This window comes from Bacillus sp. FSL R5-0585 (assembly GCF_038004545.1).
In the GTDB taxonomy this organism is placed as follows: Bacteria; Bacillota; Bacilli; order Bacillales; family Bacillaceae_G; genus Bacillus_A; species Bacillus_A cereus.
The window spans coordinates 2,502,416-2,515,517 of sequence record NZ_JBBORJ010000001.1 but is presented as its reverse complement, the minus strand read 5'-3'; the positions used below and the strand labels follow the sequence as shown (position 1 = coordinate 2,515,517).

The following is a 13,102-nucleotide window of genomic DNA, read 5'->3' as shown; positions in this document are numbered from 1 at the left end:
AAAAGGAGCAATAGGATAATGAATAAAATCTCTATTGTAAAGGCTGTTCATCAATCCATGGTCGGCGCCCAGCTAAATGTAATGGCATTGGAATACATGGCGTTTCCACTTGCAGGATCTGAGGAGAAGAACACAGTCGATTGGACATTTTGTAAGCTATGGCGGCAGGAGAACAACCGTTTTAGTCATCAATACGCCTATGAAGCTCAAATGGATGGGAAAACTTTAGGGATGATTACTTGCTATCCCATACCCGTTTTAAATCGTCTTACCTGGCCCACTTTTAAACAGCTGCTTTCGTTCCGAAAGCTGGGTTTTGTTGTTTATAACATTCTGAATTTCAAAATGCTTTATTCCATGTTTACCTTGAAGGAGGGAGAAGATGATGAGTTTCACATCGGAACAATTGCCTTACTGCCCGAAAGTCGAGGACTAGGGATAGGTACCAGATTACTTGAATTTGCAGAGGAGCAAGCTTCGTTGCAAGGCTTTTCCAAATGCTCTCTGACAGTAAAGAAAGAGAACCAACTTGCTATTAAATTGTATCAGAGGATAGGCTACCAAATTACAGGTGAAATCAATAAACCAAAGTTATCGTTGTACAGAATGGTCAAAAACGTAGAACCTTACAACCATTTATAAAAAAGTTGTACAGTATTAGGGTACCACCACATGCCCATAAACTTAAGGATTCAAAATTACCCCAAATCGAAAAAATAGACTTTTTGCACAAGTTAACATAAGATTTTTAGCTTGATAGTGATGAGGCCTCTATATAAAAAACACAGTTTACACTCAAACTGTGTTTTTCGACGTACAATGATTTATAAACATCTCTTGTTATTCTTTAAAATCTGCAACAGAATCAGGATTTCCCCTCAAAGTATAAATTCCAAGAGGAACCGTTTTTTCATTTACTTATATACGTACAGCTGTACCACTGACAGCAACCATTAACATTCCATCGCGAATAACTTCGTAATCTACGTCAACACCAACGATAGCGTTCGCACCTTTTTGTTTTGCTAGTTCTTTCATTTCATCCATCGCAATATCACGTGCCTCTTTTAATTTACTTTCGTAAGCACCGGCACGACCACCGACAACATCACGAACGGAAGCCAATACATCGCGTACAATGTTTGCACCCATAATAGCTTCACCATTTACAATATCAATATACTCAATAATCTCTTTACCTTGAATTCCAGAAGTTGTTGTTACAATCATGAATGACACTCTCCTAATATATTATAATTTTTGATTAGCTTTCTTATGCTATAGAAAAAGCGGTTCTGATGCTCAAAACACTCGATAAAAACATATATTATTTTTGCATCAAAACCTACTATTGCATATGCAATTGAATAAAAGCGATAGAATTGTTTAACATATGTATCGCTATAACATATGCAAGGGATCTGTTAGAAATAAGATAAGCCGCAGTGAGTATCACCGAACCAGGTAAATAAAAAGCATAATCCGAAAGCTGGTTCGTATGAATGAATGTAAAAAGAAAAATTGAAATGATAGATGCAATAGCAGTACCAATATAATGTGAAAAACGATTTAATATTATATGACGAAAAATAATTTCTTCAAGTATTGGACCGAAAATACCGAATACAAGCAATGTAAATATAAGAGGTACCCCTGTGCCCGTTTCAAGTAGCTGTTCTTGGTTCTCTTGGCCAGTTGTTAGAAAACGTAGAACAGCCTGTTCTACAATTACCATAAGTAAAACCACCATAGGAATACTTACTACTTTCAAAATTGTCTTTTCTTTAAAATAAGTAAAACTTTCAATGATTTCTTTCCTAAAGAAAATTATTCCCACAATAGCAGGGACAGTTAAACCGATGGCAATAAGAGCAAATTCTGATTCAACTATATTGCTGTTAGTTAAAAGGGATATGCCAAATAATATGAACAAGCCAATTTGAAATGCCATAAACAGTGTATAAATTATTAGCAAAATAATTTCTTTTGTATTCGTTTTTATAAAGTTCACTTTGTTACCTCCATAATGAAATTACTTAGAATCTTTGAATTTTCTTTCTGCATTAGGTTCTCCTTCTAAAATATACTTATATAGATACCGAACCGGACCGTTCGGTTCGGAAACTAATGATACTATAAGTTTCTAGTTTTTTAAACCCCTTTTATAAATTATTAATAAAATAAAAATGGTAAACAACAAATATATTTATACCTCAGTTGCTTATTTACAAGCAAATTTCAGTACTCATTAACTTTTGACAATTAGCTTTTGATAGAATGAAGTGATAAGACTTTTAACTGCAAGGACTGCGGGAGCCTAATATACGAAGTGAAAGTGGGGGTAGTTCAAACACTTTAGCTAAACATATTAATAAAAATTATATATAATAATCATATGTCTATACGTTAAAATTAACTATATATTTTTACACCTCTACGATTTTAGGTAAAATTAGTTGTATAATATGACTGAATTAAACAATTGGTCATATTGTTTTGACAGAAAATTCACTTAAGTTATATAGGTAATACAATTTGATTAACTTCTTTTCAAACTGTATTGTTTGAGGTTTCCATAAGATAGGGATTGATAAGATATTTCTGTTCCAAACTTATTTATACTTACAAAAAAATTAAGAAAATAGAGGGTAAACATTACCTAGAATATTAGGATCGTTTTCATTAGGAGGATTACAAAGCATGACTAAAGTTGATAAGGTTAAAGAAAAAATTATTGAAACATCTTTATATTTATTTAATACTAATGGGATAACTCGCACATCCATCCAGGATATAATGACAGCTACTGAACTACCTAAAGGATCTATTTATCGTAGATTCAAAAGTAAAGAAGAAATTGTCCTTGCTGCCTACGACAAAAGTGGTGAGATTATGTGGAGTCATTTTCATAAAGCAATGGAAAATAAAAAGACAGCAATTGATAAAATCCTTGCAATTTTCCTTGTATATCAAGATGCAGCTAATAATCCTCCTATTGCTGGAGGCTGTCCATTACTTAATAGCGCAATTGAAAGTACTGGAGTATTTCCAGAATTACAAAAAGCAGCAGCAAAAGGTTATGATGATACAGTAATGTTAATGGCTTCTCTCATAAAAGAAGGAATAGAGAAACAAGAACTTAAAGAAGATATAGATATTATATCGCTCGCTTCTTTTCTTGCATCTTCAATGGAGGGAGCTATTATGGCAAGTCGAGTATCTAACGATAATATACACCATCATTATTTTATTGAACAAATAAAACATCATCTTTTATCCTATTCTAAATAAGTGAGAACTTGCATTGTTTCCATCCAATTTTTATAAAATTAAATTGAATAAATACCCCTTATAAATAGTATCTTCTGTTTATAAGGGGTATTTGAATAGTTTTTTAGCAAAGGTAGTTTTTAGATGATGTTTCATGTTTCTTATTGAACGGTTTCATTATATATAATAAGCGTAATAGAAGTTCAGTTAAATAAAATTCGGTAGTCGAATTTTTGTGCATAAAGCTGTATAATGCTTGTAACGAAAGGGAAATACAGGAAGGGATTTGTAATGAGTTACTATGGAAAAAGATAAACAACAATTAAGCGTTGAAGTTGCAAGATTATATTATCAATCAGATTATAGTCAGCAAGAAATTGCTAACAAATTAAATATTTCAAGACCGACGATTTCTAGATTGTTAAAGTACGCGAAAGAGAAAGGGTTTGTTCAGATTAGCATCGCTGATCCATTTGCAGATTTAGATAACGTCGGGAATTTACTGAAAGAAAAGTATAACTTATTAGAGGCACATGTTGTATTTTCTCCAGTTCCGGAATATGCAACGATTACAGAATATATTAGTAAATATGCTGCTGAGTATATGGAAAAGACGGTTAAAAACGGTGATATCGTTGGTGTAAGCTGGGGAATGACGATGTATGAAATCGCTAGGAAAATTGTGCCGCAACATGTAAAAGGGGTAGAGGTTGTCCAGCTAAAAGGTGGTATTAGTCATTCGAGTGTAAATACATATGCGAATGAGACAATCGCTTTGTTTGCAGAGGCCTTTCAAACGACGCCAAGAAATCTACCTCTTCCAGTTATATTTGATAATGCAGTGACAAAAGAATTAGTGGAGCAGGATCGACATATTCATCATATTATTGAAATGGGGAAACAAGCAAATATTGCAGTTTTCACTGTAGGAACAGTGCGTGATGAAGCGCTATTATTCCGATTAGGATATTTAGATAAGGATGAAACAAATATACTGAAAAAACAAGCTGTCGGTGACATTTGTTCACGTTTCTTTGATGGAGACGGAAATATTAGTAGCGAAGAAATCAATAAGCGTACCATTGGAATTGAGTTAGAGGAACTGAAATTAAAGAAACGCTCTATTTTAGTTGCAGGTGGTAATAGAAAAATAAAAGCAATTGATGGTGCGTTACGTGGCGGGTATGCAAATGTATTAATTATCGATCAGCATACAGCAAAAGAATTATTACATTATCAAAAAGATTAGAAATAAAAGGCGTTCTCAAGATGTTAATTTTGAGAACGCCTTTTATTTTGTTATGTATGAATGATAGGAGTTTTTTGAACACAAATTGCCTTTTTAAAAATAATTATGGATATGGAGATACATACTACCATTGTTAACATAAAAATTTTGATTATATATCTGAAATGTTCTTTGTTAGAATGCGCTTTATTTACTACAAGAAAATTCCTTTTAAAAAAGAATGAACAAAATTTCAAAAGTGTATTTACATTTGTTCAACTAAGGGTTAGAATGAAGTTGTTAAAAGATATGAGGAGTGAAGATGATGAACATTGCAAAGTTAATTGACCATACAATTTTAAAAGCTAATTCTACAAAAGAAGATGTTATGAAAGTAATCGAAGAAGCAAAGGAATATAAATTCGCTTCTGTTTGTATTAATCCTACATGGGTGAAGCTAGCTGCTGAAGAATTAGCTGGACATGATGTAGATGTTTGTACTGTAATCGGTTTCCCATTAGGAGCAAGCACGACTGAAACAAAAGCATTTGAAACAAAAGATGCGATTGCAAAAGGTGCAACTGAAGTTGATATGGTAATCAACGTAGGCGCTTTAAAAGATGGCGACAACGAACTTGTTGAAAAAGACATTTATGAAGTAGTACAAGCAGCAAAAGGAAAAGCTCTTGTAAAAGTAATCATTGAAACTTGTCTATTAACAGATGAAGAGAAAGTACGCGCTTGTGAATTATCAGTAAAAGCTGGTGCTGACTTCGTAAAAACTTCAACTGGATTCTCAACTGGCGGAGCAACTGCTGAAGATATCGCATTAATGCGTAAAACAGTAGGACCAAACGTTGGTGTAAAAGCATCTGGTGGCGTTCGTACACGTGAAGATGCAGAAAAAATGGTAGCTGCTGGAGCTTCTCGCGTTGGAGCAAGTGCTAGTGTTGCAATCGTATTAAATGATGCAAAAGGTGCTACAGATAACTACTAATCATTAATGAAGTCAAAAGCAATAGATACACAAAGTAAAGTGTATCTATTGCTTTAATAATTGAAAAAAATGTAAGCGGATACGAATGGGAGGAGACGGCTTATGAAATACTTAATCGGTGTTTTAGGCCTCGTATTGATTTTAGGTATCGCTTGGCTTGCTAGTAATGATAGAAAGAAAGTCAAATATCGCCCAATCATAACGATGGTTATATTACAATTCATTTTGGGGTTTCTATTATTAAATACAAGTGTAGGGAATATATTAATAAGCGGAATAGCAGATGGTTTTGGAGAGCTATTAAAATATGCTGCTGACGGTGTGAATTTCGTATTTGGTGGATTAGTAAATCAAAAAGAGTTTTCGTTCTTTTTAAGTGTATTAATGCCAATCGTATTTATATCAGCCTTAATAGGTATTTTGCAACATATTAAAGTATTACCTATTATTGTGAAATCTATCGGTCTAGCATTAAGTAAAGTAAATGGAATGGGGAAACTAGAATCATATAACGCTGTGGCATCAGCGATTTTAGGACAATCGGAAGTATTTATTTCAGTTAAGAAACAACTAGGGTTATTGCCAGAGAAAAGAATGTATACATTATGTGCATCAGCAATGTCTACAGTTTCTATGTCTATCGTTGGATCATATATGGTGTTATTAAAACCACAATATGTTGTAACCGCTTTAGTGCTTAACTTATTCGGTGGCTTCATCATTGCTTCTATCATTAACCCGTATGAAGTTACTGAGGAAGAAGATATGTTAGAAGTACAAGAAGAAGAGAAAAAGACTTTCTTTGAAGTATTAGGGGAATACATTATTGATGGATTTAAAGTTGCGATTACAGTAGCAGCTATGTTAGTCGGTTTCGTTGCTCTTATCGCATTCATTAATGCGGTATTTAAAGGTGTAATCGGTATTTCATTCCAAGAAATTCTTGGTTATGCATTTGCACCATTTGCATTTATTATGGGTGTACCTTGGCATGAAGCAGTTAATGCCGGAAATATTATGGCAACAAAATTAGTATCAAATGAATTTGTCGCTATGACAGATTTAGCACAAGGAAACTTTAATTTCTCAGATAGAACGACAGCGATTATCTCTGTATTCTTAGTTTCATTTGCAAACTTCTCTTCAATTGGGATTATTGCAGGAGCAGTTAAGAGTTTAAATGAAAAGCAAGGGAATGTAGTCGCAAGATTTGGTTTGAAATTACTATTCGGTGCAACATTAGTAAGTTTCTTATCAGCAACAATCGTTGGCTTACTATTTTAATAGATTCATATAATATAAAAAGGAATGGTGATTGTAATGAGAATGGTAGATATTATTGCAAAAAAACGTGACGGCAAAGAATTAACGACTGAAGAAATCAAATTCTTTATTAATGGATATACAGACGGAAGTATTCCTGATTATCAAGTGAGTGCGCTTGCAATGGCAATCTTCTTTAAAGATATGACAGATCGCGAACGTGCAGATTTAACGATGGCGATGGTTGAGTCTGGAGAAACGATCGACTTATCAGCAATTGAAGGAATTAAAGTAGATAAACATTCAACTGGCGGTGTTGGTGATACGACAACATTAGTATTAGGACCATTAGTAGCTGCTTTAGATGTACCAGTAGCAAAAATGTCTGGTCGTGGTTTAGGACATACAGGCGGAACAATTGATAAATTAGAAGCGGTAGAAGGATTCCACGTTGAAATTACGAAAGAGCAGTTCATTGATATTGTAAACCGTGACAAAGTAGCTGTTATTGGACAAACAGGAAACTTAACACCTGCAGATAAAAAGATTTATGCATTACGCGATGTAACAGGAACGGTTAACTCAATTCCTCTCATTGCAAGTTCAATTATGAGTAAAAAAATTGCAGCAGGTGCTGACGCAATCGTACTTGATGTAAAAACAGGTGCTGGTGCATTTATGAAAACAGAAGAAGATGCAAAAGAATTAGCACATGCAATGGTACGTATCGGAAATAATGTAGGACGTCAAACTATGGCTGTTATTTCAGACATGTCACAACCGCTTGGTTTTGCGATTGGTAACGCTCTAGAAGTAAAAGAAGCGATTGATACGTTAAAAGGTGAAGGTCCAGAAGATTTAACAGAATTAGTACTTGTATTAGGTAGCCAAATGGTCGTACTTGCGAAAAAAGCAAATACGTTAGAAGAAGCTCGTGAAATGCTAATTGAAGTGATGAAAAACGGAAAAGCAACTGAGAAGTTTAAAGAGTTCTTAAGCAATCAAGGCGGAGATAGCTCAATTGTAGACAATCCAGAAAAAATGCCACAGGCGAAGTATGTAATTGATGTACCTGCAAAAACTTCAGGTGTTATTTCTAACATTGTTGCAGATGAGATTGGTATTGCAGCTATGTTACTTGGTGCAGGTCGTGCAACGAAGGAAGATGAAATCGATTTAGCAGTAGGATTAATGTTACGTAAAAAAGTTGGCGATGCAGTAAAAGAAGGCGAGCCATTCGTAACAATCTACGCAAATCGTGAAAATGTAGAAGATGTAAAAGCAAAAATTTATGAGAACATCTCTATCGCTGAAACAGCAGTGGCTCCTAAATTAGTTCATACAGTTATTACTGACTAATCATCATTTCGTTTACTTTGAGGGGGAAATAATATGGGTAAGAAAAAATATATTGAAGAAGCAAACAAGATGTTATCGAAAGCGTATATTCCGTATTCTAAATTTCCTGTTGGCGCAGCGTTAGTTACGAAAGAAGGGAAAATCTATACTGGTTGTAATATAGAAAATGCTTCTTACGGTTTATGTAACTGTGCAGAAAGAACAGCAATATTTAAAGCAGTATCAGAAGGTGAGCGCGATTTTAGTTATTTAGTTATTACAGGAGAAACTGATGGACCTATTTCACCATGTGGTGCGTGTAGACAAGTAATTGCTGAATTCTGTGATCCGAAAATGCCTGTATTATTAACGAATGTAAAAGGTGATGAAAAAGAAGTGACTGTTGAGCAATTACTTCCAGGTGCTTTCTCAATAGAAGATTTAAAATAAGTTGAAAAGTGAACTGCACCTCCAGTTGTTAGACACGCATAACAATTGGAGGTGCAGTTTTTTTACTTTATATTGCGGTGAATTATTTACTGATATTTTGTCCCCTTTTTCATCAATTTATTATTTTACCACATGTGAAATTTTAAAAATTAAATATTAATGTAGTGTAAGTACAATATAAATTCCCAATTAATATTAAAAGATGATAGGCTATTTTTATAATTGAATTACCTTTCGTACTCTAAAAAACACCCTACCAACAAAGGTTCTCTATCAATATAAAAATCTATACTAATATGGTATAAATTTCATGCTCTATTAAGTATAGAAGGGGTTTATACGATGGGACAATTTCAAAGTAATTTTCAAAGCGCTACACAAATCGCAACGCAAATGAGGGCAGCTTCAGATACAATCCAAAGCGCAACAAATCGTTCTATAAAAAAGGTGACACGTACTACGCTCTCAGTTAATTCAAAAGCACAAGAAGCGAACCAACAAGTTTTAGATTTGACGAAACAATTTTCCACCACCTTTCAACAAGCGGTCGATAACATTCATTCGGTAGCCAAAGAGTTTGAGAGAATGGATCACGAGCTTCACAATACTTTCCGCTAATATGACCACCTTCGTAAAGATAAAACGGTAGGAGGAAAAAAATGGATCGAGATATCAAAAACCAAATTAAACAGTTAAATCAAAAATTACGAAGTGTATTTGAAGAACAGAACAGGACCGAAATTAATCCGCGCTTCGAACTCAGGAACAAGCGGAAGCTGATTTTCACGAATTGAAAAATCGAAGCAACCGCTTATTTAACCGTATTTTAGAAACTTGGCACAATGATAAAGAGTTATCTCATTTCTTTATAAATATCCGTCAAGAAGCACAACACATTGAGCGAAAACTTACATTGAATGCAAAAGATTGGAGTACATGGCCGGGGCACCCTAAATACGGTAATGTTCCGGAAATTATAAGACTAGAAATGTTAGAACGTGAAGCAGTGGCTAGAGAAGCTTTGAAAAAATCAATAAAAGAGAGGTTACAATCCATTGAAAACAATAGTTAAAAATATAGGTGGTAAAAAGATAATAGCTACAGCAGAAGAACATTTAGGCCCCCAGATAGAAAAGTTATTGTATTTGCTAACTAAAGTAGAAGATAACAAATTAGTTGATAGATTTTCTATGCAAGTTGGTTGGTCTATTTTTGTTCTATCCAAACGTGAAGATGGGTATCATATTATTGCCCCAGATTATACAAAAAATCCATTTAAGGATACTACAGATGATCTAACAATTGCTTTATGGGTGCAATTAGAACAAGTACATTGTTTACGTCAGTTAAATATTGACGGTGAAACAATAAAGTTTAGCGATAAAATAGTGACTTCAAAAAATGTGTTACAACTAGATGAGGTTTATTTACAAAGAGCTAGGGATTGTGACAAAGGTGATTCTGGTTGGTATATCGGTCCTGTCGATGAAACAGAAGAAACTGACGGTGAATTAGAAGTATATTACGCATATCAGCTACTAAAAATTAGACCTTCAATTATTCAAGTTTTAGCCTTACCTTATGAATATCTGGTAGTTTTTGAGAAAGATAAAATCAAAGCCATTTTAGATGATAATGATGTCGATGTTTGGAATGGAGTTACAAACTAAGATTAGTTAAGTTCTAAAATAATTGAGAGGGCTTAACCGCATGAACTCAAAAATCCTGGAAATTTTAGGGATATTAGACGGTTATGAGAAAAGGGTAATTTTAGTAATTATAGAAACTGAAGCAATGGTTTAAATTAAGCTAGAAACTTAAAGGATGGAAAATAATCAATAATGAATAAATTATAAAAGAGCATCCCACCATTAAAAACTGAACTGCACCCCAATTGTTAGACACAGTCTAACAATTGGAGGTGCAGTTTTTCTATGGTTAAATTCACAACTGATGAAAAAATATACATCGTTCAACGTTATTTGAACGGAAATGAAAGTTACCGAGAAATTAGTAAAGCTATTGGTATAAGAGACACCGTAATTTTGAAATGGGTAAACCAATATAAACAAAATGGCTTTTTATTTGAAAATAGGATGTAATATTTTATTCATATTCCGTTCATAAACTTTCCGTAAAATGATTGCAGCGAATATAGAAAGTTTACAACAGGAGGAATAGAATGAAGAAATTATATAATGCGGCATTTATTTACTTAATTATTGGTTTATTATCAGGTGTATTTGCAAGAGAGTATACGAAAGCACAAGGAATTAAAGGATCCACAATGTTGCAATTAGTGCATACACATGTATTAGTGCTCGGTTTTGTATTCTTTTTAATTGCTTTAGCTTTATGTAAAGTGTTTCATGTACAAGAAACAAAGAGCTTTTGTGCATGGTTTGTTGTTTATAATGTAGGAGTAATCTTTACTATTGCTACAATGCTATGGAGAGGTCTTCTACAAGTAAATGGAACTGACTTTTACGGTTTAAGCCATATGGCTGGATTAGGTCATGTTATTATAAGTATCGGGCTCGTTTGGTTTATGATTTTGCTAAAAAAGTCATTTAAATAGATAGGAGTGGAAAGTATGATAGCACTTTTATCAAGTGTCGTAGCAGTTTGTATGGCTGTTGGGGTAATGTTTCTACGTTTTAAAGCAGCGAAAAAGCCGGTAACGAAAAAGAAAATTATATTGCCGCCAATTTTTATGAGTACAGGCGGGATGATGTACTTTTTACCAGAGTTTCGATTAACATCGTTAGAAATAGTCGAGGCAATTAGTATAGGGCTTATCTTTTCTATTTTTCTTATTAAAACAACTAAGTTCGAAATAAAAGGCGAACATATATTTATGAAACCGTCAAAAGCATTCATATTTATTTTAGTAGGCTTATTAGCTGTACGCGTGGCATTAAAGTCATATTTAAGCCAATCAATTGATTTGGCAGAGTTAAGCGGAATGTTTTTCTTACTTGCATTTGCGATGATTGTGTCGTGGAGAATTGCGATGTATCGCTCGTTTACTAAATTAGAAAAGACAATAAACAGAGCTGGAATTTCTATATAGGAAATCCAGCTCTGTTTATGTTTTATTAAAATTCTTTAGCGCGGAACTCATTTGCTTAATTTTAAACGTATTTGAGCATCTTGTAATGCGGCTGGTGTAACGTTAAGACCATTTTGATCAACAATTTTTGTGTTTAATAAAATGGAATCTAAGCTTCCACGAAATGTTTGTGTATAGTTTTGACGCAACATTTGTTGTTCTTGTTTTTCATCAACTGTTAATCCAGTTGCTTTTTCTTTTTTGGACAATTCGTTAATACGGAATAAAATATTTTTCATTTGTTTCACCTCTAGTTAGATTTAATTACATTAGTTACTTACTAATGTATAGTTATTTTAACCTATCTTTTAATAAGTGTCAATGTCTATAAAATGCCTTGTTTTGTAAGTGTATGGGGTGAGAGAGAATGTAAATGACTACTAATACTTGAAATAGAAAAGATGTTAATATACAATACCGTAGTAGGGTATAAAATTGTTGTTTTACATTATGAAAGAAATGAGCACAAAGGAGTATGTAATAATGAATGCAGTAATTTCAAAGAAAGAAACAATCATCTCATATACGATTGCTATTTTATTTATTTTAGCCATGGTAACAGCGGGTGTGTTATTAAATGATCCAGAAGTCATTTTGCCGGAAATAGCGGCGATGGCAATTGCTTTATGGGCGTATCGTGAGCCAGGATGGTTAAGACAACCAGAAAAAATTTTTATTGCACCGTCAATAACAGCTGTAATCGGTTTTATGGTGAATCAAATGGATATAGCCTATTTAGGGAAAGTAAGCTTAACGCTTGTATTCATGATGCTGTTTTTGCGTGTAATTCAATCCAATTTAGCACCATCAATTGCGACAGGTTTATTACCATTAGTAACAAATGCGACGGAATGGTCATTTGTTATCGCGGTCTGCGCTTTAACATTTATATTAATGGTTGGTGTACTTATATTTAAATTGAACAGTGGTCTGGAGCGAAAAGTGAATATACAGTATAAGTATATGATTGTATTTCTAATACTAAACTTTGTGTGGATCAGTTTATGTTGGATAACTGGTTATGAACAATTAGCAGTTATTCCACCAATATTAGTTGTCGTGTATGAATCACTTCAAAAGCCGATGTACAATGAAAAAATGGCTTTTAAACAAATAGTCGTATTAACTGCATCTGCAACTGTTGGAACAATATTGTACTTTGCGATTGATTCATGGATTGTAGTCACTTTATTAAATATGATATTAATGCTTATTTTATTAAAAATTGTTGGTGTACGTATTCCAGCAGTGTATGCATTTCCATTATTGCCGCTCGTATTTCCAGATGGAATGATAAAGATGTTACCAGTAGCTTCATTTGTTGCGGGAGTATTTTTATTTGGTGCAGTACTACTGTATAAAAAGTGGGAGATGAAGCAAAAGGGCATGGCAATGTAGATAGAGTAAAGATAGCTTTTAATTAGTAAAATAAATAGACACCTGT

General features: G+C 33.6%; 15 protein-coding genes and 2 pseudogenes. 14 read left to right on the top strand and 3 right to left on the bottom strand.

Annotation, left to right across the window (positions count from 1 at the left end):
* Positions 1–18: 18 nt before the first annotated feature.
* Entirely contained in the window at positions 19–642 is a 624-nt protein-coding gene (locus MKY38_RS12860) for a GNAT family N-acetyltransferase (RefSeq protein WP_114555909.1), read from the top strand.
* Positions 643–918: 276 nt separating this feature from the next.
* On the opposite strand, the gene MKY38_RS12855 is transcribed toward MKY38_RS12860, so the two are convergent.
* Positions 919–1,230, bottom strand: a complete 312-nt coding sequence (locus MKY38_RS12855) for a heavy metal-binding domain-containing protein (RefSeq protein WP_065223460.1) — start codon at positions 1,228–1,230, stop codon at positions 919–921.
* A gap of 118 nt (positions 1,231–1,348) precedes the next feature.
* Complete coding sequence (locus tag MKY38_RS12850) at positions 1,349–2,011, bottom strand: CPBP family intramembrane glutamic endopeptidase (protein WP_046945401.1); 663 nt, start codon at positions 2,009–2,011, stop codon at positions 1,349–1,351.
* A gap of 689 nt (positions 2,012–2,700) precedes the next feature.
* On the opposite strand from MKY38_RS12850, the gene MKY38_RS12845 reads away from it, so the two are divergent.
* The 12 genes and pseudogenes from MKY38_RS12845 to MKY38_RS12790 all read left to right on the top strand — a co-directional run bounded on the left by MKY38_RS12845 (position 2,701) and on the right by MKY38_RS12790 (position 11,619).
* The gene (locus tag MKY38_RS12845) at positions 2,701–3,291 is read left to right on the top strand and encodes a TetR/AcrR family transcriptional regulator (RefSeq protein WP_341049126.1); all 591 of its coding nucleotides are present in this window, start codon (positions 2,701–2,703) and stop codon (positions 3,289–3,291) included.
* Positions 3,292–3,571: 280 nt separating this feature from the next.
* The gene (locus MKY38_RS12840; protein WP_046945400.1) at positions 3,572–4,519 is read left to right on the top strand and encodes a sugar-binding transcriptional regulator; all 948 of its coding nucleotides are present in this window, start codon (positions 3,572–3,574) and stop codon (positions 4,517–4,519) included.
* A 304-nt stretch (positions 4,520–4,823) separates the two neighbouring features.
* Positions 4,824–5,495: a deoxyribose-phosphate aldolase gene (gene deoC / locus MKY38_RS12835; RefSeq protein ID WP_078385009.1), complete on the top strand. Its 672-nt coding sequence runs from the start codon at positions 4,824–4,826 to the stop codon at positions 5,493–5,495.
* 102 nt (positions 5,496–5,597) lie between these two features.
* A complete protein-coding gene (locus MKY38_RS12830; protein ID WP_044795723.1) occupies positions 5,598–6,779 on the top strand; it encodes a NupC/NupG family nucleoside CNT transporter in 1,182 nt (393 codons plus the stop codon).
* Between the two features lie 36 nt (positions 6,780–6,815).
* Positions 6,816–8,117, top strand: coding sequence for a pyrimidine-nucleoside phosphorylase (locus tag MKY38_RS12825; RefSeq protein WP_001983022.1), 1,302 nt, complete (start codon positions 6,816–6,818; stop codon positions 8,115–8,117).
* Between the two features lie 33 nt (positions 8,118–8,150).
* Entirely contained in the window at positions 8,151–8,546 is a 396-nt protein-coding gene (locus tag MKY38_RS12820; RefSeq protein ID WP_000516778.1) for a cytidine deaminase, read from the top strand.
* A 342-nt stretch (positions 8,547–8,888) separates the two neighbouring features.
* Positions 8,889–9,164, top strand: coding sequence for a TIGR04197 family type VII secretion effector (locus MKY38_RS12815; RefSeq protein WP_046392616.1), 276 nt, complete (start codon positions 8,889–8,891; stop codon positions 9,162–9,164).
* Positions 9,165–9,205: 41 nt separating this feature from the next.
* A pseudogene (locus MKY38_RS12810) lies at positions 9,206–9,474 on the top strand (DUF3958 family protein); the annotation flags it as partial.
* Positions 9,475–9,601: 127 nt separating this feature from the next.
* The gene (locus MKY38_RS12805; protein WP_006919945.1) at positions 9,602–10,216 is read left to right on the top strand and encodes an immunity protein Imm33 domain-containing protein; all 615 of its coding nucleotides are present in this window, start codon (positions 9,602–9,604) and stop codon (positions 10,214–10,216) included.
* 264 nt (positions 10,217–10,480) lie between these two features.
* Positions 10,481–10,624: pseudogene (locus MKY38_RS12800) on the top strand (transposase); the annotation flags it as partial.
* 104 nt (positions 10,625–10,728) lie between these two features.
* Positions 10,729–11,124, top strand: a complete 396-nt coding sequence (locus MKY38_RS12795) for a DUF2871 domain-containing protein (protein ID WP_000737876.1) — start codon at positions 10,729–10,731, stop codon at positions 11,122–11,124.
* A gap of 15 nt (positions 11,125–11,139) precedes the next feature.
* The gene (locus MKY38_RS12790; RefSeq protein ID WP_000561076.1) at positions 11,140–11,619 is read left to right on the top strand and encodes a CcdC family protein; all 480 of its coding nucleotides are present in this window, start codon (positions 11,140–11,142) and stop codon (positions 11,617–11,619) included.
* 47 nt (positions 11,620–11,666) lie between these two features.
* On the opposite strand, the gene MKY38_RS12785 is transcribed toward MKY38_RS12790, so the two are convergent.
* Positions 11,667–11,897 carry a DUF896 domain-containing protein gene (locus MKY38_RS12785; RefSeq protein WP_000789783.1) on the bottom strand — a complete coding sequence of 77 codons (231 nt, stop codon included), beginning with the start codon at positions 11,895–11,897 and terminating at the stop codon, positions 11,667–11,669.
* Between the two features lie 244 nt (positions 11,898–12,141).
* On the opposite strand from MKY38_RS12785, the gene MKY38_RS12780 reads away from it, so the two are divergent.
* Positions 12,142–13,056: a hypothetical protein gene (locus tag MKY38_RS12780; protein ID WP_000994721.1), complete on the top strand. Its 915-nt coding sequence runs from the start codon at positions 12,142–12,144 to the stop codon at positions 13,054–13,056.
* The last annotated feature ends 46 nt before the right edge of the window (positions 13,057–13,102 follow it).